The organism is Hymenobacter sp. 102, assembly GCF_049949205.1.
Lineage (GTDB): Bacteria > Bacteroidota > Bacteroidia > Cytophagales > Hymenobacteraceae > Hymenobacter.
The window spans coordinates 25,623-48,064 of record NZ_CP188172.1 but is presented as its reverse complement, the minus strand read 5'-3'; the positions used below and the strand labels follow the sequence as shown (position 1 = coordinate 48,064).

General features: G+C 61.3%; 15 protein-coding genes and 4 pseudogenes. 5 read left to right on the top strand and 14 right to left on the bottom strand.

Going from position 1 to position 22,442, the window contains the following annotated elements; all coding sequences use genetic code 11:
- Positions 1-32: 32 nt before the first annotated feature.
- Complete coding sequence (lysA, locus tag ACN19L_RS00225) at positions 33-1,175, top strand: diaminopimelate decarboxylase (protein WP_426491554.1); 1,143 nt, start codon at positions 33-35, stop codon at positions 1,173-1,175.
- Between the two features lie 273 nt (positions 1,176-1,448).
- Here lysA and ACN19L_RS00220 read toward each other — a convergent pair whose 3' ends face one another.
- A complete protein-coding gene (locus tag ACN19L_RS00220) occupies positions 1,449-3,101 on the bottom strand; it encodes an ArnT family glycosyltransferase (protein WP_426491202.1) in 1,653 nt (550 codons plus the stop codon).
- A gap of 372 nt (positions 3,102-3,473) precedes the next feature.
- Between ACN19L_RS00220 and ACN19L_RS00215 the strand changes: the two genes are divergently transcribed.
- From ACN19L_RS00215 to ACN19L_RS00200, 4 genes are all read left to right on the top strand, one after another.
- Positions 3,474-4,085: a sce7726 family protein gene (locus ACN19L_RS00215; protein ID WP_426491201.1), complete on the top strand. Its 612-nt coding sequence runs from the start codon at positions 3,474-3,476 to the stop codon at positions 4,083-4,085.
- A gap of 70 nt (positions 4,086-4,155) precedes the next feature.
- Positions 4,156-5,664 (top strand): SDR family oxidoreductase, encoded by a 1,509-nt coding sequence (locus ACN19L_RS00210; RefSeq protein WP_426491200.1) that lies wholly within the window; start codon positions 4,156-4,158, stop codon positions 5,662-5,664.
- Positions 5,665-6,022: 358 nt separating this feature from the next.
- The gene (locus tag ACN19L_RS00205) at positions 6,023-7,702 is read left to right on the top strand and encodes a prolipoprotein diacylglyceryl transferase family protein (protein ID WP_426491553.1); all 1,680 of its coding nucleotides are present in this window, start codon (positions 6,023-6,025) and stop codon (positions 7,700-7,702) included.
- Complete coding sequence (locus ACN19L_RS00200; protein ID WP_426491552.1) at positions 7,680-7,874, top strand: hypothetical protein; 195 nt, start codon at positions 7,680-7,682, stop codon at positions 7,872-7,874. Before ACN19L_RS00205 ends, ACN19L_RS00200 begins: the two co-directional genes overlap by 23 nt.
- 116 nt (positions 7,875-7,990) lie before the next feature.
- On the opposite strand, the gene ACN19L_RS00195 is transcribed toward ACN19L_RS00200, so the two are convergent.
- The 13 genes and pseudogenes from ACN19L_RS00195 to ACN19L_RS00135 form a co-directional block, all read right to left on the bottom strand.
- Positions 7,991-9,532 carry an aldehyde dehydrogenase family protein gene (locus ACN19L_RS00195; RefSeq protein ID WP_426491551.1) on the bottom strand — a complete coding sequence of 514 codons (1,542 nt, stop codon included), beginning with the start codon at positions 9,530-9,532 and terminating at the stop codon, positions 7,991-7,993.
- A 95-nt stretch (positions 9,533-9,627) separates the two neighbouring features.
- Positions 9,628-10,674 (bottom strand): annotated as a pseudogene (gene fbp, locus ACN19L_RS00190) (class 1 fructose-bisphosphatase).
- A 303-nt stretch (positions 10,675-10,977) separates the two neighbouring features.
- Positions 10,978-12,342: an MFS transporter gene (locus ACN19L_RS00185; RefSeq protein WP_426491550.1), complete on the bottom strand. Its 1,365-nt coding sequence runs from the start codon at positions 12,340-12,342 to the stop codon at positions 10,978-10,980.
- 166 nt (positions 12,343-12,508) lie between these two features.
- Entirely contained in the window at positions 12,509-13,168 is a 660-nt protein-coding gene (locus ACN19L_RS00180) for a bifunctional 4-hydroxy-2-oxoglutarate aldolase/2-dehydro-3-deoxy-phosphogluconate aldolase (RefSeq protein ID WP_426491194.1), read from the bottom strand.
- A gap of 100 nt (positions 13,169-13,268) precedes the next feature.
- Positions 13,269-14,245: pseudogene (locus ACN19L_RS00175) on the bottom strand (PfkB family carbohydrate kinase).
- 168 nt (positions 14,246-14,413) lie between these two features.
- Positions 14,414-14,947, bottom strand: coding sequence for a glucuronate isomerase (locus ACN19L_RS00170; protein ID WP_426493606.1), 534 nt, complete (start codon positions 14,945-14,947; stop codon positions 14,414-14,416).
- A gap of 54 nt (positions 14,948-15,001) precedes the next feature.
- A pseudogene (locus tag ACN19L_RS00165) lies at positions 15,002-15,556 on the bottom strand (glucuronate isomerase); the annotation flags it as partial.
- A 181-nt stretch (positions 15,557-15,737) separates the two neighbouring features.
- A pseudogene (locus ACN19L_RS00160) lies at positions 15,738-16,159 on the bottom strand (altronate dehydratase); the annotation flags it as partial.
- Positions 16,120-16,233, bottom strand: a complete 114-nt coding sequence (locus tag ACN19L_RS00155; protein WP_426493605.1) for a DUF2905 family protein — start codon at positions 16,231-16,233, stop codon at positions 16,120-16,122. The pseudogene ACN19L_RS00160 and the gene ACN19L_RS00155, both read right to left, overlap by 40 nt.
- A gap of 54 nt (positions 16,234-16,287) precedes the next feature.
- Positions 16,288-17,253 (bottom strand): hypothetical protein, encoded by a 966-nt coding sequence (locus ACN19L_RS00150; RefSeq protein WP_426491192.1) that lies wholly within the window; start codon positions 17,251-17,253, stop codon positions 16,288-16,290.
- A gap of 54 nt (positions 17,254-17,307) precedes the next feature.
- Positions 17,308-19,851 carry a DNA topoisomerase 3 gene (locus tag ACN19L_RS00145; RefSeq protein ID WP_426491191.1) on the bottom strand — a complete coding sequence of 848 codons (2,544 nt, stop codon included), beginning with the start codon at positions 19,849-19,851 and terminating at the stop codon, positions 17,308-17,310.
- Positions 19,852-19,950: 99 nt separating this feature from the next.
- Positions 19,951-20,901 carry a formylglycine-generating enzyme family protein gene (locus ACN19L_RS00140; RefSeq protein ID WP_426491190.1) on the bottom strand — a complete coding sequence of 317 codons (951 nt, stop codon included), beginning with the start codon at positions 20,899-20,901 and terminating at the stop codon, positions 19,951-19,953.
- A 131-nt stretch (positions 20,902-21,032) separates the two neighbouring features.
- Entirely contained in the window at positions 21,033-22,277 is a 1,245-nt protein-coding gene (locus ACN19L_RS00135; protein WP_426491549.1) for a M20/M25/M40 family metallo-hydrolase, read from the bottom strand.
- Positions 22,278-22,442 lie beyond the last annotated feature (165 nt).

Sequence of the window (22,442 nt, the reverse complement as noted above, 5' to 3'; positions counted from 1 at the left end):
CAACCCATTAGCAGCCAACCGCTTTCCAATTCATGTCTTTTCAACTACCGGCCGAGCTTGCCCAGCAGCCGACACCTTTTTACTACTACGACCTGCAGCTGCTGGACCAGACGCTGGCGGCCCTGACGGCAGCAGCCCGGCCCGGCAACTTTCAGGTGCACTATGCCCTCAAGGCCAACTCCAATCTGCCCATTTTGCAGCGCATTCAGGCTGCTGGCCTGGGGGCCGACTGCGTGAGCGGGGGCGAAGTACAACGAGCCCTCGAAGCCGGGTTTGCCGCCGACCACGTGGTATTTGCCGGCGTGGGCAAGTCGGATGCGGAGATTAACCGGGCCCTGGCCGCCGATATTTTCTGCTTCAATGCTGAATCGGTGCCGGAGCTGCGGGTGCTGAACGAGCTGGCTGGGGCCCAGGGCCGCACGGCCCGGGTGGCGCTGCGCATCAACCCCAACGTGGATGCCCATACCCACGCCTACATCACCACCGGCCTGGAAGCCAACAAGTTTGGTATCAGCCTGCAGGATTTGGGTGGCGTTATCGACAGCCTCGACAGCCTGCCGCACGTGGAGTTGATTGGACTGCACGCCCACATCGGCTCCCAGATTACCAACCTGGCGGTGTTTGCCGACCTTAGCCGCAAACTCAACGAGCTGCAAACCTGGCTGGAAGGCCGGGGCCACCACCTGCCCCACCTTAACGTGGGCGGCGGCCTGGGCATCAACTACCAGGACCCCGACGGGCATCTGGTGCCGGATTTCGCGGCCTACTTCGGTATGTTTGAGCAACACCTGCAGCGGCGACCGGGCCAACAGGTGCACGTGGAGCTGGGCCGGGCCGTGGTGGCGCAGTGTGGTACCCTGGTGAGCCGGGTGCTGTATGTGAAGGAGAGCCAGCAGGTGCGTTTCGCCATTCTGGATGCGGGCATGACGGAGCTGATCCGGCCCGCCCTGTACGGCAGCCACCACCACATCCAGAACCTGAGCAGCCAGGGCGAGTTCCGGCCCTACGACGTGGTAGGCCCCATCTGCGAGTCGTCGGACACGTTTGCCAAGGGCGTGCTGCTGCCCGAAACCCAGCGCGGCGACCTGGTGGCTATCCGCTCGGCGGGGGCGTACGGGGAGGTAATGGCTTCGGGCTACAACCTGCGCGAGAAGGCGGCGGCCGTGTACCGGTAAGCAGCACGTATCCTTCACCGGTTGAAAAGCCGCATTGGCTTGGCAGAAGCATCCGTTGGGCAAAACTTCCGGCACGGCAGCAGGCGGCTCCCCTATCTTTGTTTCAATATCATACGGCGCTGGAAAGATGAATTGGAAAGGAACATCTTTCGCAGTGAAGCGTTGCGGTTGACGCAGGAGTAGGGTGGATATTATAAAGATTGCTCACCGCAACCCCGTTGAGAAAAAGCCGCTGCCTCTGGCAGCGGCTTTTCTGTTTTCAGTTCCGGCTGGTTACCACCAAATGGTCCACTTACCCAGCTGCCGCTGCTGCCGGAAATACCGCAGCATCCAGCGCCGCTCGGGTTTCAGCTCGCCTTTAGCCAGCAACACCGGGTGTTGCAGCAACAGTGCCCCCAGTGTGGGCTCCTGCGCGGGGTCCTGCAGGTAAATAAGCTGCCGCCGCCAGGCATCGTTGGGCTGAAACTGCGTTTCCCGGTTCAGGCTGGCATTACCATCATTCAGAGAAACCGGCACTTGGCTCAGTTCAAAGGCCAATGAGGGCAGCAACTCATTGTACACCAGCACTGGCCGGCCCGTGAGGTGCTGACTCCGGATAAACCCGGCCAGCGGACGGCTGCCGTTGAAGGCCAGCTCATTCTGCTGCATGATGGGCTTGGCCGAGAGCAGCAGAAACGCCGTAAACAACGCGGTAGCCACCAGCAGCCGCGGCGCAATGCGCACCTGGTTCCAGAGCGTGAGCGTGAGCACCAGCGTAATTACCCCGGCCGCCGGCCAAATGGCGGTGAGCGGCTTCACCTCAATACCCAACGGCAACACCGTGGCGAAAATGGGCAGCAGGCACAAAGCGCCCAGCAACAGCCCATAAAATGCCACCATGCCCACGTACCAACGGTGCAGCACGGCCTCGGTGCAGCGGCCCAGATAGTACACTGTGAGCAGCACCACGCCCGGGAAAATGGGCAGCACGTACAGCAGCAGCTTGGATTTGGACAGGGAGAAGAACAGCAGCGGCACCAGCACCCAGAAAACAAGCACGTTGCGCCACTCCCGCGGCACCGAGTTCCAGGGCGTGCGCACGGCCCGCACCACCAACGCCACGGCCCAGGGCAGACTGGTAGCCGGGGCCAGCACCAGGTAAAACCACCACGGCTTGCTGCGGTTGAAGGTAGCCGCGTTGGCAAACCGCTCTACGGTGTGCTCCACCAGGAAATACCGCACGAAGGCGGGGTTTTCGGCCATCAGGTACAGGTACCAGCTCAGGCCTACCAGTACAAACAGCCCAAAGCCCAGCCAATGATGCACCGTGAACGGCCGGCGCGGCTGGCCCTGCCGGAAATAGTGGCCGATAACCGCCATCAGCGGCAAAATGAAGCCTACCGGCCCCTTCGTCAGGAAGGCCAGCCCCAGCCCCACCCAGAACAAGTACAGCCACCGCGCCCCGCCCTGGTGGTAATAGCGCAGAATGCCGTAGGTGGCGGCCAGTTCCAGGGTGGCCAGGTACGCATCGGTCGTAACATTCAGGGCCGAAATGAGTACCACCGGCAGCGTGCCGTAGATGACCGCCGCCGCCAGGGCCCGGGCCCGATCCTGCCGGAACAGCAGCAGCCCCAGCCCATACACCAGCACCACCTGCAGCAGCACCGCCAGCACCGGCAGCACCCGCACGCCCAGCGTATTCTCGCCGAAAAGGCCCAGCCCGGCCGCCGTGAGCCAGTACGTGAGCGGGGGTTTATGGAAGTGGTAGATGCCCAGCAGCTGCGGGTGCAGCCAGTCCTGGCCGGCAAGCATTTCCCGCCCGATTTCGGAGTAGCGGGCCTCACTGCTTTCCAGCGGCCCCCAGCTGCCCAGCTGCGTCAGGAAGGCGGCGCCCAGCACCAGTACAAATATCCAGAGCCAGCGGCGCGAGGTCATGGGAAACGGCATAGCAGCAAAATTCAGCGGCAACGAGGTAAGCTGCCGCGAAGGTAGCCACAAAGCCCGCCCGGCGTATTATTCCGCCGTAGCTTCCGTAGTTCCCGCAGGTGGCGAGTCGGTTTTGGGCGGCGCTGGGTCTGTGGGCTTCCGCATGATGCCTAGCGCAATGAAAGCGGCCCCTACTCCGATAAAGGCCCGCAATTTTGGAGTTGTTATGCCGATAATCAGCCACATTAAGCCCACTGCCAGAAATGGGGTTGGGCGGAAACGGGAAGTTGCTGCCATTGTCAGAAGCCGGTAGATAGGTACCGACAGTACCGAATATAGCAGCATTGAGCCGGATTAAGGTGTAGTTTTAAAGTCCGGTATCCTGTTGTGCCCATGAATGACCCCGAAATTCGAACCTTACTGTACCCGTTGCTGCTAGGCGGGGTGTACGTGGATGAGCTGCCCACCGGTACCACCCGCGCCGATGTGGTGCACATTACGGAGCAGTTCATGCACGGCTACGAGCTGAAAGGCGACGCTGACACGTTGCAACGCGTGGCCCGGCAGTTGCCCTGCTACAGCCAGGCCTATGATTTCGTCACGTTCGTTGTCACCGAAAAGCATCTGCCCAAGCTGCTTACCCAAGTACCCGAGTGGGTGGGCGTGCTGGTGGCCTCGCCAGGGAACCTGCACCTGCACCGCCCGGCCCTCTACAACGCCACTGTGGAGCGGCCCGCCGTGGCGGCTTTGCTTCGGGTGGAGGAAATCAAGCAATACCTGCTGGCCCGGGGCCTGCCCGGCGTGAGCACCCTGCGCCGCCGCGACATCCTGAGCTTTCTGCGCACCACCCGCCTGGTACCCCTCTCCGACCTGGCCCACTTTGTACGGCGGCAACTGATGGGCCGCATGGACGAGCGGCTGCTGATGCGGGCCGAGCGCAAAGCCGAGCGGGAACGGCTGGCCCGGGTGCGCCGCAAGCGTCCCGGCAAGCGGCAGAAACGGTAACGTCTGGCAGCGGGCACAACCTCCTTGCTACCTGAGCAGTTAGACAAAAGTACACTGTCTGGAAGCTGCCATGAAGATTCTGCTCACCGGGGCCAATGGCTACATTGGCCAGCGCCTGCTACCGCTGCTGGTGGAGGCCGGCCACCACGTTACCTGCCTCGTGCGCGACGCCCGCCGCTTCGAGCTGCCCGAAAGCCTGCGCAGCCGCATCACCGTGGCCGAGGGCGACCTGCTCAAGCCCGATTCGCTGGCTGATTTGCCCCTGGATATTGACGCAGCCTACTACCTGGTGCATTCCATGAGCGGCCACGACAAGGACTTTTTCCGGCTGGAGCAGGAGTCGGCCCGCAACTTCACGCAGTACCTCAACCGCACCGGCTGCCGGCAGGTCATTTACCTCTCGGGCATCGCCAACGACCGGGCCCTAAGCGTGCACCTTCGCTCCCGCAAAGCCGTGGAAAAAGTACTGCGCAAAGCCACCCACGCCCAGCTCACGGTACTGCGGGCCAGCATCATCATCGGGTCGGGGTCGGCCTCGTTTGAGATTATCCGGGATTTGGTAGAGAAGCTGCCGGTGATGGTGACGCCCCGTTGGCTGAACTCGCGCTGCCAGCCCATCGGTATCCGCGACGTGATGCACTACCTCACCCACGTGCTCGATAACCCCGCCTGCCTGGGTCAGTCGTTTGACATTGGCGGGCCCGATGTGCTGACCTACCGCGAAATGCTGCTGGAACTGGCCGCCGCGCGTGGGCTCAAGCGGTACATCATCACGGTACCGGTGCTCACGCCCCGGCTGTCGTCGTGGTGGCTGTATCTGGTTACCAGCACCACGTTTTCGCTGGCCCAGAGCCTGGTGGAAAGCCTGCGCAACGATACTGTGGCCGACCCGCGCCGCAGCATTGCCGAGGCTGTGCCGCACGCCTGCATGCCCTACCGCGCCGCCGTGGAGCTGGCCTTCCAGCGCATTGAGCAGAACGAAGTGGTCAGCAGCTGGAGCGACGCGCTAAGCAGCGGCGTGATGCCCCGCAACTACATGGACCACATTCAGATTCCGCAGCATGGCCTGCTCACCGACCGCCAGACGCTGCGCTTCACCCGCCCGCCCCGAGAGGTGCTCCAGAACGTGTGGAGCATCGGGGGCGAGCGGGGCTGGTACAAGGTAGATTGGCTGTGGCGCATCCGGGGGCTGCTGGACAAGCTGGTGGGCGGCGTGGGGCTGCGCCGGGGTCGCCGCTCCCCTACCGACCTGCGGGCCGGCGACCCGCTGGACTTCTGGCGGGTGCTGGTAGCCGACCGCGCCGGCCGCCGTCTGCTGCTGTACGCCGAAATGAAGCTGCCCGGCGAGGCCTGGCTGCAGTTCCGCATTCTGCCCAATGAGGATGGCTCGTACACCCTGGAGCAGTTGGCCGCGTTCCGCCCCCACGGGCTGCTGGGCCGGCTATACTGGTACTCGCTGGTGCCGTTTCACTTCATTATTTTCAAGGGCATGATCGAAAACATTGTGCACTACGGCGAAACTAGGCCCCTGCCCGCCCCCCGCCCCGAAACGGCCGAATCCGGAGTGCTCCCGCGGTAGCAGGCCCCAGTGTGCGCAGCTAAACAGCTCCTGTCTGTCTCCTGCTTACCAGCAGGTCAGAAAATCCTTTGCCACCCAACATAACTATCTATATATCATTTATATAATCCTTATTTAATTCGCTTATAAAGTCTGATGTGGCGGAAAAGTGGTTGAAGGCTGATCAGGCAGCCTGCTACCTTTCAAGCAGTTATTCATCCTCCCTATTCCTTTGTGTTGGGTCACACTGCCCGCCTTTAGCCGACTGGTTTTTATTGGCGCATCCCGGCCGCCTTCTGTCGCCTTATGTTGAGGAAGCGGAGGCGGCCTTTTTAGTGCCCCAGCGCAGCCGGAAAACCGGTTTACTTTTCCCATTCCTATGAGCTGTCTGTTACTTACCGCACCCTACACGTGGGCCGTACCGGCTGATGCCGGCTACGACTTCTATTCGATTTTCTACGTGCTGGCCTTTGCCCTGAACCTGGTATTGCTGGTGTGGGAGGGCCACCGCCGGGGGTATGCTATGCGGCCCTGGCTGGTGCTGTTGGCCTGCACCACCCTGGCGTTTATCCTGGGCACCAAGCTACTGGCTCTCAGTGGCCCGGAGTGGCGCGGCCTGCTCAGCACCGGCCGCTGGCCCGGCTCGGAGGCCCGCACCGTGCTGGGCGGGGCGTTGGCGGGCACGCTCACGCTGCTGGCACTGCGGCGGCCATTCGGGTTCAGTTGGCACGTATTCGATGCCTTCACGCTGCCCATGTGCGCGGCCCTGATGGTGCAGTGCATAGGCTGCGTGCTCACGGGCTGCTGCTTCGGCGAGGCCACGGCCGGCGGCTGGGGCCTCACCTACCCGCCCGACACGCTGCCTTACCTGGTGCAGGCGGTGCGGGGCACCATTCCGCTGCACGCGGCCCACTCCTTACCGGTGCACCCCACGCAGCTGTATTCGTTGCTGCTGTGCGCGGGCGTGGCTCTGGTGTTGGTGCTCACCCGCCATAAGCCCTGGCCCGGCGGCAGTCGGCGGTTGCTGCACCTGGGGCTACTGCTCACGGGCCGGCTGCTGATTGAGTGCTGGCGCGACCCGGCCGGCGAGCAGGTAGGTGCCGCCACGCACGTGCACCTGGGCGTGGCCCTGAAACAGGTGCAGTGGGTGCTGCTGCTGCTGGGACCGGCCGTGCTGGGCCTCTGGGTTTGGCGGCTGCGGCAGGCCCCACAGCCCGAGCGGCAGCCTACTCAGAATTCTGTGCGCAACCTGCTGGCCGTGGCGGCGCTATTGCTGCTTACGGCCTGGCTGGGCCAGCAGGCCCTTACGCTGCCCGAGGTGCTGGTGGTGAAGGCACTGCTGCTGGGCGTACTGTTGCTGGAAGGCGGGGCGCTGCTGCTGGGGGCCGCCGGCCTGTTGCAACCAGCCCGGGCGGCCCTGCCGCTGGGCCTGGCCACGGTGGTATTCATGCTCACCAGTCAGGTACCCGTCGACTCGGCTCACACGGGCCGCGAAGCGTACAATACAGTTGACTTTAGCCTGAGCACCGGCTCGTTTGAGCGGGAACAGAATACGGGCGGGGGGTGCAACGGGTCATCCCAGCTGCTGGAATACCGCCACCGCTACACCACCGGCACCGTGGGGTTTGCCCACACCCGCTTGCCGGGCACCGATGAGAAAGGCCGCCTGCATAAAGCCGAGGCCACCTGGGGCATCCGGCTGCACGCCGGTTCCGACCGCCAAACGCCTCTGTACATTCCCCCCGGCGGCCCTTCCGAATCCTCCCAGCGGAACTCCATCATAGCTGTTAATCCCTATGTGCAGCTGGACCGCAAATGGCTGGGTGTGGGTGTAGGGCTGATGGCGGGCAGCCTGGGCTACCACCGCATCCTGTACGGCGACGAGCAGAGCGTACTCGATGGGCAGGCCTCATTGCGGGTTGGGCCCCGCCCCCAACTGTTTGCCCTGGCCGATTACAACTTCCTCGGCTACGGCGTGGCCAACCCCAGCACCGCCTGGGTTTGGGCACCGGCTTTGGGGTACGCGCTGGCAACTGGTGGGCGGCGCGGCGCGGGCTAAAGACTACGATATTGCCGAGGGCCAGAGCCGGTGGTCGGGGTTTGTGGAAGCCCGGGGCACCATTACGCCGCAGTGGCAGGCCAGCAGTTTTGTAACGCTGGGCAACCCCACACAGCAGCAGATCGGGCTCCGGCTCGGCTACCGATTACCAAATAAATCCACCCAACGCTGATCCGCCGACGGTAAGCTGGTTATAAGGGCAAAGTGAGACGTTCGTTCCGGCAGCGTGCCGCCGGAACGAACGTCTCACTTTGCCTTTACTTAGATTTTAAGCACGGAACGTTACGCCTAGATTTTCTCCGGCAGCAGCGTGGCCTCGGGGAAGTTGCCCAGTACGGGCGTGGAGCCCTCGGTTACGGCTTCTACCAGCAGGTTGCCGCCCACGAAGGCCCCTTTCCACGATTCACCCAGGCCACCGAATACTTCTTCCCGGTCGCCGCGGCTGCGGAGCTTGTTGATGCCCATTTTAAAGGCGCGCACCTCTTTAGCCGTACGAGCAGCCCACTTCTCATCATCCGAAGCCAGAGCTCCTACCAGGGCCCCGTTGCTGATGTTCATTTCGCCCACCAGCTCCTCCACGCGGTCCACCAGCACAATGCTGTCGATGGGGCCGAAGGGCTCCTTGAAGTATAGCTCGCTCTGGCGGGGCAGGTTCACCAGGGCCCGCGGGGCGCGGTAGGCCGAGCGGTCCTGGCCGGGCAGGAACAGCGCGTCGTCGAGCTTGCCCTCGTAGATGGGCGTGGCTCCGGTTTTCAGCGCGTCCTGGTAGAGGCGGTCCAGGTCTTCGGCCTGGGCCCGGTTGATAACGGGACCAAAGGCTAGGTCGGGCAGCTTATCGTCGGGCGAATCCACCAGCGTGGGGTTGCCGATTTTGAGGTCCTTGATGGTGTTCCAGTAGGTTTCCACAAACTGCGGAAACAGCCGCCGCTCCACCACAAAGCGCACGTAGGCTGTGCAGCGCTGCTTGCCGTAGTCGTAGCCTTTCTTGAGCTGGTCGGCGAGGCCGTTCCAGTCGGAGAAATTCCAGATGCCGTAGGTGTTCACGCCTTCCATTTCCAGCATGTAACGCTTGTGCTCCTGCGAGAGGGCATCGGCAATGTTGCGGCCGTTGTAGCGCCCGCCCACAAACGAGAGGCAATCCACGGCTTCGTTTTTCACCAGCACGTCGCTCAGCTCGCCGCCCGAGCCGCTCACCAGCGTTACGGGCAAGCCGCAGCGGCGGGCAATGGCAAACGTAAGGCTCAGCGAAATAAAGCCACCGTCGGTGGGTGTTTTGGCAATAACCGAGTTGCCGCACAGCGCCTGCACCAGCACCGCGTGCAGCAGCACCGACATGGGATAGTTCCAGGAAGCAATGTTGCTTACCAAACCCAGCGGCTTACGCTGGCCCAGCATGCCCTCAATATTATCCACGTACCACTGCACGCCTTCAATGGCGCGGTCGATGTCGGTGAAGCCCAGCTTGTAGGTTTTGCCGATTTCCCACATCAGCAGCTTGCCAATCAGCTCCACGTTGTCGCGCAGCTGGTTGAGGCAGTCCTGCACCCGGCGCTTACGCTCGTCCAGGTCCACGCGGGCCCAGTCGGCGGCTTCTTTTTTGGCGGCCTGCACGGCGCGCAGGGCTACTTCCCGGCTGAGCATGGGCAGGCTGCCGATTTCGGAGCCATCAATGGGCGACGTGAACGGGCGGGGCGTGCCGGGCTCCTGCCAGCGGCCTTCCAGCAGGTTCAGGTAGCCGTTGCCATCGGCCGTGAAGATTTCGGGCGTAACGTTTTTGGTTTGCTGCAGCAGGAAGTCAAACGCTACCTGCGGGGAAACAATTTTTGCCATGAGGGAGAAGGTGTAGGGTTGCACAGGGCGCCGGCCGCAGCCGGGGCATTGCGCGTCAAGGTACACGGTTCGGGCAATCTGCCTAAACCACATGCTTAAACTAGCTGGAATTTCCACAGGTTTTCAGCAGCCACTTCTGCGGCGGCCAACAGGCTGGCTACCAGCTCCGGAGAGCCCACAAATAATGGACTGCGCTGGTGAAAATCGGTGGGCTGCACATCGAGCACGGGCCCGGTGCCGGTTTCGGCCCGCCCCCCGCCTGCTCAATCAGGTAGGCCAGCGGGAAGCATTTGTAGAGGATGCGCAGCTTGCCCTGGGGATTCTTGCCGGTGGGCGGATACAGGTAGATACCGCCCGTGAGCAGGTTGCGGTGGTAGTCGGCCACCAACGAGCCCACGTACCGCCCGCTCTGGCCCCGGCGCTTGCATTCGGTGAGGTACTCCCGCACGTATTCGGGGTAATCAAACCAGTAACCCTCGTTGCAGCTGAACACGGTGCCGCTGGCCGGGATGGTGATGCTGGGGTGCGAGAGGAAAAATTCGCCCAACGACTGCTCGTAGGTGAAGCCCGCCACGCCGTGGCCGGTGGTGTACACGAGCATGGTGCTGGAGCCGTACAGGATGTAGCCCGCCGCTACCTGAGTGCGCCCGCCCTGCAAAAATCCTCAGGACCAGCCGGCTGCCCCACCGCCGACACGCGCCGGTAGATGCTGAAAATGGTGCCGATACTGATGTTGACATCGATGTTGCTGGAGCCGTCGAGCGGGTCGATGGCTACCACGTACTTGCCCTGGCAGTTGCCGGTATGGATGATGTCGTCCTCCTCCTCGCTGAGCACGGCGCAGGCCTCGCCCCGTTGGTAAGCGCCCTGATGAACCAGATATTGGTTTCCACAACGAGCTTCTGCTGAGCCTCGCCCTGCACGTTCTGCTGGCCCATGCTGCCGATGATGCTGGTGAGGCCCGCCCGGTTCACCTCCCGGTTCACCTCCCGGTTCACGATTTTGCCCGCCAACGCAATGTCGCGCAGCAGCTGACTTAGCTCGCCGGTGGCAAACGGAAACTCGGCCTGCTTGCGCATGATGTAGCGCTCCAGGGTGGTGCCCACCGGCTGGGCAATGCGGTTTTCAACGGACAAATTCATAGCACGAATAGGGCCAGAGGAGCCCGCAGAATGCGCACGGGTGCATTCCGGATGGGCATGTAGCGCGAAGCCTTTGCTTCGCGTATTGTCAGGCAATTTTGAGGATTTGGCTATTCAAGTTGCCGGGCAGGCGCGAAGCAAAGGCTTCGCGCTACAGGCCTTTATCGGGCTGTTTCGGGCTTTGCCAGAGCACCACCTGCCAGCCTTTTTTAGCGTCTTTGATTTGTACCACCACGTACTTGAGGTGGGCCAGGTTGGAAGTGCCATCGGGTTTGTTGGAGAGTTTGCTTACAGCCGCCTCGTTTACTTGGCGGCGGGTTCGTCGAAGCGAATCATTTGCATGCGGGGGGCAAACACCTGCATCAGCACCCAGGCCAATAGGTACGCGCCGCCACAAATCAGGAACATGATGAAGTAGGCCTTATTCAGCTGCCCGATGCTTTCGTAGTACACAAACATGCGCTTCTGCACCAGGGCCGTGAGCAGGATACCGCCCAGCCCGCCGGCCATGCCGCCCAGGCCGGTTACGGAGGCCACGGCCCGCTTCGGGAACATATCGGAGGCGGTGGAGAAGATGTTGGCGCTCCAGGCTTGGTGGGCGGCGGCGGCAATACCAATCACCAGCACGGCCAGCCACATGTTCAGCTGCCCCAGGTACTGGGCAAACACGATGGGCAGCACGCACAGGGCAATAATCAGCATGGAAATCTTGCGGGCCTGGAAAGCGGGCATGCCCCCTTTGATGAGGCGCAGCGGAATCCAGCCCCCACCAATGCTGCCCACGCTGGACAGGATATACACCAGGGCCACGGGCAGGGCCACAGCGGTGTTTTGCAGGCCGTATTGCTTGTTCAGGAAATCGGGCAGCCAGAATAGGTAGAACCACCAGATGGGGTCGGTCAGGAACTTACCGAAGATGAAGGCGTAAGTCTGGCGCACCCGCAGTAGCTGGCCCCAGGAAATTTTGGGCTGGGTTTCCACGGCTACGGCCGCCATGTCGTTCACGTCGCTGTGGATGTAGTCGAACTCGGCTTTGGTGAGGCGGGCGTGGCGGGCGGGCACCTCGTAATACGCATACCACAGCACCAGCCAGATAAAGCCCAGTCCCCCGGTAATCAGGAAAGCCCATTTCCAGCCATTGGCGCTGGCGGCGGCAATAAACGGCACCGTGAGCGGGGCCAGAATGGCGCCCACGTTGGAGCCCGAGTTGAAAATACCGGTTGCCAGGGCCCGCTCCCGCTGCGGAAACCACTCGGCCGTGGTTTTGATGGCCGCCGGGAAATTGCCGGCCTCGGTAACGCCCAGAAACGCCCGCGCCACCGAGAAGCCCACCGTGCTGCTCACCAGGGCGTGGCCCATGGCCGCCAGGCTCCACAGCAGCGTGGAGAGGGCGTAGCCGGTTTTGGTGCCCAGCCGGTCAATCACGCGGCCCACGCCCATCATGCCCACGGCGTAGGCCACTTTAAAGGACAGCTCGATGTTGGCGTAGTCGCCGGCACTCCAGCTGAACGCCTTTTCCAAGGTGGGTTTGAGCAGGGAAATAACGGCCCGGTCGAGGTAGTTGATGGTGGTGGCGAAGAACACCAGCGCACAAATCGTCCAGCGGTACCGGCCAACCGCCGTGGCGGCCGGAGCGGCAGTGGCAGGAGCAGTGGGAGTTTGTATCATCGAGTTCGGGAATTCGGTGGGAAGTACTCAGATGGAGAAGCCACCCAAAGGCGGCACTGACAAGACATTCCGTTTTGTCATCCTGAGCGGAGCGAAGGACCTTACCACGTGTGCCATGCTAACGAACGAACAGCTCGGTCTAGCGCGACAAGGTCCTTCCCTTCGCTCAGGATGACACGGCAGATTGCGTGAAGGCCAGCAGACGGGCAATCAGCTGCTGCAGGGCTTCGGGTTCATCGGCGTTTTTGAACAGCTGGGAGCCCATGCCCACCACATTCACGCCCGCGTCAAACCACTCGCGCAGGCTTTCCTCGGTGGGCTCTACTCCGCCGGTTACCATTAAGGGCACGGTAGGCATGGGCCCGCGCAGGCTTTTGATGAAGCCCGGCCCCAGCACGTTGCCAGGGAAAATCTTCACCACGGCCGCCCCCAGGCGGGTAGCGTGGTACACTTCCGAAACCGTCATGGTGCCAGGCAGCCAGGGCGTTCCGCGGCGGCGGCACACGCTGGCCACTTCTTCCGTAAGGCAGGGCTGCACTACAAAATCGGCCCCGGCCTCAATAAACCGCTCGGCATCTTCGGCGGTGTATACGGTGCCGATACCCAGCACCATATCGGGGCAATTGGCCTGCACGTGGGCTACCAGCTCTGTAAATACTTCAAAAGCATTGGTCCCGCGGTTTGTAAACTCAAATACCCGCAGTCCGCCGGCATAGCACACCTCCAGGATCCGCTTGGCATACGCCGCATCGGCGTGGAAGAACACCGGCACCACCGGGTAGCGCAGCACGGTTTCGAGAAGTTGGTCGGCGGAAAAGCGGGACATGTTGTTGGTTTTTGGTTGATGGTTTTTGGTTGGTGGCTTTCTGTTTTCTGATTTTGACTCAATGAGCCACCAACCAAAAACCACCCACTAAAAACCGCCGCTACCTGAGCAGGCGGCCGGTGGTGTTGCCGGCTACAATGTGTTCGACTTCGGCGGCGGTTACCAAGTTGATGTCGCCGGGGATGGTGTGCTTGAGGGCGGAGGCGGCGGTGGCAAACGTGAGGGCCTGCGGCACCATGGGATAGGTCAGCTGGCCGTAGATGAAGCCGGAAATAAAGGCGTCGCCCCCACCGATGCGGTCCACCACGGGGTTGATGTCGAAGTCCTCGGTTTCGAAGTACTCGCCGCCGCTGTAGGCCAGGCCCCGGATTCGCTCGTGGGAGGCACTTTGGGTATTGCGACGGGTAGCAATAACCTGCTTGATCTGCGGGAACCGCGCCATCAGCTGTTGGCTCATCGATATGAAGCTGTTTTCGGCCCCGGCTTCGGGTTTGATGCCGAACAGGTCTTCGGCGTCGCCTTCCGTGCACACCACCAGGTCGCAGCCGGCTACCAGCTCGGACATCACGTCCTGGGCGCGCTGGCCGTACTGCCAGAGGTTGCGGCGGTAGTTCACGTCGGCCGATACGGTGAGGCCGAGGCGGCGGGCGGCAGCAATGGCCTCCCGGGTAGCCTGCGCGGCCGTGGACGAAATGGCGGGCGTGATACCCGTCCAGTGCAGCCACTGGGCATTACTGAATACCGCGTCCCAGTTAAACCACTCCGGCTTCAGGTTGGCAAAGGCCGAGTCGTACCGGTCGTACACGATGCGGCTGGCCCGCAGCGAGGCTCCTACCTCCAGGAAATACAGCCCCAGCCGGTGGCCCCGGAACACGCAGTGCTGCATATCTACCCCGTGGTGCTGAAAATGCTGCGCGGCGGCGCGGCCCACGGCGTTATCGGGAAGCAGCCGGCGTGGGCGGCCGGTACGCCCAGGTAGGCCAGCCCGGCGGCCACGTTGGCATCTCCCCCACCGTAGGTTACGTCCAGCGAAGCCGCCTGCGACAACCGCTGGCACTGTGGGGGCGACAACCGCATCATAATTTCACCAAAGGTGACAACTTGCTTCATGTTCCGTGGCTTCTATTAACTGGTTCAGCACTTTAAGCTCCGAAATTAGCCTTTGCTTACACAATCGATTGTGATAAGTTGGTAAAGATGCTTGGACTTTAGGTAGTAGCCCAGTTTTTTCGCTTCTTTTTTTACTTAAACCGCCACTGATGAGGCGTTTGCCGGTGCATTCGCGAAGCCAAAATAGGCTTTCGCGTTGTGGTAGCAAATATTCTGCACGATGCCGCCCAGCAGGTCCAGATCAGCGGGCAGCTCGCCGTTCTCCACGTTCTCGCCCAGCAGGTTGCAGAGTACCCGGCAGAAATACTCGTGCCGGGGGTACGAGAGGAAGCTGCGCGAATCGGTGCGCATGCCCACAAAACGACTCAGCAGGCCCATGTTGCTCAGAGCGTTGAGCTGCTTTTCCATGCCCTCCTTCTGATCCAGAAACCACCAGCCCGAGCCGAACTGCACCTTGCCGGCCACCGAGCCGTCGTTGAAGTTGCCTACCATGGTGGCCAGCAGCTCGTTGTCGGCGGGGTTGAGGTTGTAGAGGATGGTTTTGGCCAGCTTGTCCTGCGAGTCGAGGAAGCGGGCCAGGGCGCGGGCCTGCGAGAAGTCGCCGATGGAGTCCCAGCCGGTATCGGGGCCGAGCTGGCGCAGCATGCGGGAGTTGTTGTTGTTGCGCAGGGACGCTTGCAGGTCGTGGTAGGTCTGGATGTCTACGGCCGCCGACTGGCCCAGCTTGTCGAGGTAGGCGTTGTAGGTGGCGGCATCCTCCACGGCCATGGCCTTATCGGGGCGGAACGTGGGCAGCACCTGAATTTCGAAGCCGCCGGCCTGCAGGGCACGGTGGTGCTCCAGGGAATCGGCCGGGTCGTCGGTGGTGCAGAGGGCCTCCACGTTTATGCGGCGCAGCAGGTTACGCACCGAGTACGCGGGGGTTTGCAGCAGGGCGTTGCACTGCTCGTAGATGCGGCGGGCCGAGGCTGGATTCAGCAGCTCCGTGATGCCGAAGTAGCGCTGCAGCTCCAGGTGCGTCCAGTGGTAGAGAGGGTTGCGCACCGTCTGGGGCACGGTTTCGGCCCATTTCTCAAACTTTTCCCAGTCCGAAGCGTCGCCGGTGATGTAGTGCTCGGGCACGCCGTTGGTGCGCATGACCCGCCACTTGTAATGGTCGCCTTAGAGCCATACCTGGGTGATGGCGTCAAACTGCCGGTCCTCGGCAATCTGCTCGGGCAGCAGGTGGTTGTGGTAGTCGATGATGGGCATCGGCCGGGCGTACCCGTGATAGAGCATGCGGGCCGTGGCGGTTTGCAGCAGAAAGTCGTCGTTGAGAAAAGGCTTCATGGGTGGGGATTTTATACTCCTGTCATCCTGAGCAGCGCGAAGGAGCTTATCCCTCATGCACAATTCACTCAGGCACAATCCAGGCGTGATGAGGTCCTTCGCAAGCTCAGGATGACAGATAGAAATCAGCTTATAAACTCACCCCGCGCTTCCAGGGGATGAAATCGGTCTGGTCGTGGCGCACGGCGACTACTTCCTCACCGCTGGCCACGCGCACCACGTAGTCGAGGATGCGGGCGCCGGCCTGCTCAATGGTTTCTTCCCCGTCGATGACGGTGCCGGTATTCAGGTCGATGATGTCGGGCATGCGCCGGGCCAAAGCCGTGTTGCTGCTGATTTTGACCGCCGGGGCAATGGAGTTGCCGGTGGGCGTGCCCAGGAGGCCGGTGGTAAATAGTACTACCGTGGCCCCCGAGCCCACCTCGGCCGTGGTTGATTCTACGTCGTTGCCGGGGTGCAGAGCAGATTCAGGCCAGACTGCGTCACCAGTTCGGGGTAATCGAGCACGGCCACTACCGGCGAGGAACCGCCCTTGCGGGCCGCTCCACCCGCACATCGCCCGGCAGCCGCCCGAACCAGGCCAGCAGATTACCGCCGCCCAGCCACAGCAGCGTCCCCAGCACCATCAGGCCTAGGCCGAGCAGGAACAGCGTTTTATCGAGGTGGGGAGGCATGGGAAGTTACGGGCTGGCTAATTCACGGAGTAAGGCATACAACCGTCCCAAACCCATCGTTCCGTATCCATTTAAATCATCAATACTCTTCTTTTCCCCATGTTCATTCTCTACCGTCAACTCAACGTGGGTAGTATGATTAACATGAATACTACCATAGTTATTCCGGAGGGCGGAATAATTGATATAAGACAGCAATTGAACTAGTTGCTGCCGTTGCGCGGGCATCAGTAGTTTCCGCTGTTGAGCTTGTGAATTCCGGGTGCTGTCGAGTCTATCCGTACATTGCTCCCAGAACTGAATTGAGTCTCCTTTTACTGCAATGCGGGTGCGTACAGTTTGGTGGTAAGCGTAAAAGCTTTCGTACGTAAGCTGTCTAACCTGACAAAGGACAGGTCGGTGATTATACTCCACGAATCCACCCGCGACGAAGGATAACAGCGAGGTACGGCGGTCTGTCAACTTTCCCCCTCGCCCTCTCCACCTGGCAAAATCAGCGTATTCCAGTAAGTCTTGACCATTTCGTACAACCACCCGAGCTACAGGCTGACGACGGCGCACACCATTAGCGAAATTGCGCGCTACCTGAAACTTGCTTCCCATATCCAGCACGCAAAACACAAACGGAATATCCTTACGCCGGGCCAGCACCAGCAAATCGGGTAACCCGTTGTGGTCGAAATCGGCTTTGAACCACGTCTGTGCTCCCCGCACTGCAAACCGGGTGAAACGATAAGGCCGGTACGCTGCTGCGGCTGAATCTCCCAGCACAGCCTCTTCGAATTCCCACCCGAACGGCCGAATCAGCTCCAGCACCTGCTCATCCGTTTTTATGGCAGCAATCCGGCCGGGCACATACTTATGCGCCGCTACCTGGCAAAAAGTATCTGGTGCTGCCCCAAGCACTAACAGAATTAGGCTAGTCAGGAAAAGACACCTGACAAAGCACTCATAAACAGACACTTGTATCATATATAGTTAACCTATGCCATAATTCGACTTCAATCAGCATGTTCCTACCGCTCATCACCCCTTGTTGTCAAACACCGGCTCAATGCGCCCATCAGCCCCTACCTGCAGGGCGGCTTCGTAGCGGTTACCGGTTTTGCTGGAGATGAAGCCGCGGATGACGCCAGTTTTGCCTTTGCGCAGAAGCTGGTTCATCTGGGCGTCGGTGAGGGTTTTACCGCCCCACTCGAATGGGGCCCGGAACTGGCAGTCCTCGCGGAAGCGGGAGCAGCCCCAGGCACTTTTGCCCTTCAGCATCTGGCCCAGGCGGCACACCGGGCAGGGTATCTGGCCGGGGTCCTGGGGGGTGGTGGGCTTGCTTTCGGCGGCGCGCACCAACTCCAGCGTCCGGGCGGGCGTGAGCCGGATGGCGGCCCCGAACTTGTTGCCGGCATCGTCCAGGAAGCCCTGCATTACCTGGGTGCGGCCTTTTTTGAGCAGGTCGCCCACCTGCTTGTCGGTGAATTTCTTACCCTCGAACTCCACCGGTAGCCGGAACTGACACCCTTCCTTCCAGCGGGAGCAGCCCATGGCTGATTTCCCGCGCAGCACGTGGCCACTGCTGCAGGCCGGGCACGGGCCTAAGCCTAGGTTGGTTTGTGGTTGTTGGTTGTTGGTTATTAGGCGAGTAGGTGCGGATTTACCGACCGCCGACGCGGGTTGTCCACCATTAGCTACCGTTACGGCGCGGCCGGAGCCATCGTGCTTTACTTCCAGCACCATTTCGCGCACCAGCTGCTTCAGCTCGCCCAGAAACTGCTCCTGGTCGAGCTGACCGCCTTCAATCTGGCGCAGCTTCCGCTCCCACTGCCCCGTCAACTCCGCCGACTTCAGCGTGGGGTTTCGGATGAGGCCGATGAGCTCTACCCCGGTGGGCGTGGGCACAATCTTTTTCCGGTCGCGGCGGATGTAGCCGCGCTTAAACAGGGTTTCGATGATGGCAGCGCGGGTCGAAGGGCGGCCGATACCGTTTTCCTTCATGGCCTGGCGCAGCTCCTCATCGTCCACGTTGCGGCCCGCGGTTTCCATGCCCCGCAGCAGCATGGCCTCCGAGTACTCGCGCGGGGGCTGGGTTTGCTTGGCGTCGAGGCGGGGCTTGTGGGGGCCGGTTTCGTCTTTCTGGAAGCTGGGCAGCACGGTACTCACCACATCGTCGTCGCCTTCACCGGCCGCTTTAGGGGCCGAGGGAGCCTGTTGCTTCTCCGGGTCACCGTACACCTCGCGCCAGCCGGGGCTCAGGATCTGCCGGCCCCGCACCCGGAAGGTGCGCCCGGCCACATCGGCAGTTACGGTGGTGTTTGAGACTTCGCAATCGGGGTAAAACGCGGCCAGGAAGCGGCGCGTGATGATGTCGTACACCCGCTGCTCGGTGCCGTGCAGGCTGCCCGCGCTGGCCCCGGTGGGGATGATGGCGTGGTGGTCCGTCACCTTCTGGTTGTTGAACACCTTGGTGCTCTTGCGGATTTTGCCGCCCGCCAGCAGCGGGGCCACCAGGGCCGCGTGCACGCCGCCCAGCCCGCGCAGGATGCCAGGGATTTTGGGGTACTGGTCGTCGGGCAGGAAGGTGGTATCCACGCGGGGGTAGCTCACCACTTTTTTCTCGTAGAGGCCCTGCACGGTTTTGAGCGTATCCTCAGCCGAGAGGCCCAGCTGGTTGTTGCACTGCACCTGCAGGGAGGTCAGGTCGAACAGCGCAGGCGGACTCTCCAGCGCCTTCTTGATTTCCACGTTCGTCACCGTGAGCGGCTGGCCGGTTACCTGGGCCAGGGCCGCGTCGGCTTCCTCCTGGGTCACGAAGTAGCCGCGGGCTTTTAGGCGGGCTTTTTCGTCGGGCTCGTCGTCGTCCTTGCCCTTTTTCACCACGGCTACGTGGCTGAACATGGTGCCCCGGTACTCGGTGCGCAGCACCCAGTAGGGCTCGGGCCGGAAGTTCTGGATTTCGTGGTACCGGTCTACCAGCAGGGCCAGCGTGGGCGTCTGCACCCGCCCGATGCTGAGCACCTGCCGCTGCCCGGGCGCGTACTTGAGTGTAAACAACCTAGTGGCGTTCAGGCCCAGCAGCCAGTCGCCCACGGCGCGGCTCTTACCGGCCTGGTAGAGCGAGTCGAACTCCGAGCCCTCGCGCAGGTTCTGGAAGCCCTGGCGGATGGCCTCTTCGGTGAGCGAGGAAATCCAGAGGCGCTTGGTGGGCTTACGGTACTTGGCCTCCAGCAGCACCCAGCGCTGAATCACCTCTCCTTCCTGCCCGGCGTCGCCGCAGTTAATAACTTCCTCGGCGGAGGCCAGCAGGCTCTTAATTACGTTGAACTGCCGCACTACGCCGTCGTCGCGGCGCATGAGCTTGATGCCGAACTGCTCGGGCAGCATGGGCAAATCGTGAATGCTCCAGCGCTTCCACTCGGGGCGGTAGTCCTCGGGCTCGCGCAGCTGGCAGAAGTGGCCGAACGTCCAGGTTACCTGGTAGCCGTTGCCCTCGAAGTAGCCGTCCATTTTGCGGTTGGCACCCAGCACCTGGGCAATTTCGCGGGCCACGCTGGGCTTTTCGGCAATGCAAACTTTCACTCGTTGTTTCTCTCAAGTGGATGATACTACTGGAATAAAGCCAGTGGAGAATCAACAAAGATACAGCGCAGAAAGGTCGGAATGCAGCGAGGATATGCCCTACCGTGCGGCAGTTTTGGGCACCAGCCGCACCGTAGCTACGCACCGAAACCCTAGCCAGCATTGCGGACCTTGATACAACTGCCGGGAACGCACCGTAATCTGCCGCACCGACGACCGAAACGAGCCGCCTTTTGCTACTCCTTTGACCGCCGTTAGCTCAGCCACGTTGCCAATAACGTTGTACAGTTTGTTTGCAGTTGGCGGATGATTGTAGATGTATTCCGTGAAAAACTGCCGATACGCGGCACAGAAGAATGGCTGGCCATTCTCCTCTGAAATGAAGTTTTCCAGCAACGTGTAGGGAAGCCGAAATACAGCCTTACCCTTGGGTAAAACCAGAGCAGTCAGGCAGGAATCCAAGGCCTTTTCCTTGCGCAGTTGCAGCGGTTTGAAGCGGGATTTGGAAGACGGTGGCACCAGCTGTAACGGTTCAATACCGATTGGCAAGCCACCAGCCGCAGCCTGCTCCCATTCGGCTTCCGTGGGCAGGCGATATTCGGCCAATACAGTAAAATTGCGCAACTCCGGGTGCTTCCGCTGGAACTCCGCTGACTGGAAATAGCCGGCGTTGACCATGTTGCTCCGCCAACGGCAATACGCTACGGCCTGCTCGTAACTCACGCCTGCTAATGGGTAGTACCGAAAGCCTGGGTACCTGAAATAGTAAGCTGTAAATGGGTCTGATACGTGACCATCAGTTCCTCTGACAGTTGTATTCCACACAGTAGAATCAGGAATTTGACTTCTATAGAAAGCATTTGAGGAGTCCTGCCGGATGTGATGTATATACTCAAGCCAATGAATGTTAACTACCTCTGCTTCATCCATATATAGGCTATCTGATACTTGCACACACCCTGGAGGTTCAGGCAATGCCCTTGCTTTATACTGGGCCTCCGCCCAAGTACAATACAGCAAGCATAATAGTACTACTGACAAACTACGCATGGACATACTTCGGATAAGAACAAGCACACAATCTATAACCGTCTATAGAGTAGCAAATCTAACGGGGAGAAAAGTCCGGTGCACTGGACTCTTCTCCCCGTTTTTGAGCGCTAAGGCCCGTTGTAGCCGCGCTACTGCTTCACCGTTTCCGGCGCAATGCGGGTGGGCGTCTGCTGGCCGCTGATGATGCCGCTGGCGGCGCGGCCGATGGCCGTAATAACGGCCGTCATGTTGGCTAGGTCCAGGCTTTCCACCTCGTCGTCCACCGAGTGGTACTTCTTATCGGTTGGAATCTGGTCGGTGCTGATGGTGTGGGCCGGGACGCCCAGGCGGGCCAATGTGGCGTTGTCGGAGCGGTAGAACAGGTTTTGCTCGGGGTACGGGTCGGGCTCGAAGCGGAACACCGTGCCCTTGGCGTTATCCTGCAGCATTTTGCCGAAGTCGGACCGATCAAAGCCGGTGATAAAGGCCGTGTTGGGGCCGAACTTGGCCTGCTTGCCAATCATTTCGATGTTGAACATGGCCACCACGTTCTTCGGGTCAAGCTGCTTGGAGAAATGGCGCGCGCCAAAGCCCCCGATTTCCTCGGCCGTGAAGGCCACAAACACCAGCGGGCGGGCGTTGTCGTTTTTCTTCTTGAAGTACTCGGCCAGGGCCACCACGGCGGTGGTGCCGCTGGCGTCGTCGTCGGCCCCGTTGGCAATGGAGTCGCCGGCCACGGCGGGCAGGAAGCCCAGGTGGTCGTAGTGGCCGCTGAACACTACCTGCTCGGTGGCGCGGGCGGCATCCTTACCGGGCAACACGCCCACCACGTTGCGCAGCTCCACGGTTCGGATGGTGGTGGTGGCGGCCACCTGAAACTTCAGCGGTGTAGCGGCCGGCGGAGCCAGAATGAGCAGCGTGGTAAACGGAGCGGGTTTTTCGGGCCGCAGGCCGCCACGCTTTACGTAGCCGACCACGCGGTTGAAGGCCGCCGCCTGCACGGGGTCAATGAATACAATGGTGTTCTCCCTGGGGTCCAGCAGCGGGCGGATTTGCTGCATCAGGTTATCCTGTGGGCCCACGGTAACAACCCGCGGGGCCGGTTCGTCGGCTTCCGTCCAGTTGAGGTGGGGCTGACCCGAAATCAGCAGCATCTTGTCGGGGGCTACTTTGGCACCGTTGATAGTGACGAAAGCGGCGGCTGTGCGGGTTTCGTAGGCCGGAAACGTCTGCATGAAATTTTGCAGACCAGGTAGCGGTGTGAGGCCGATACGCTGAAATTCAGCGGCCAGAAACTCGGCGGCTTTTACGCTGCCGGGCTTGCCGGTAGCGCGGCCCTGCATATCGTCGGCAGCCAGGGTACGGATGATGCGCTCAACGGTTGCCTGGGGCACACCAGGACTTGCGGGAACAGGTGCGGACTTTTTTTGGGCAAAGACCTGAGTAGCAAACAGCGCGAGGAAGAGAACGAACGGGGGGGATTTTCGCATACCGCAAAATAACCATTTTGTTCTTTACGGGGTACAATTTGTTGGCCGCAAAAAATTTAGGTTTTGCGC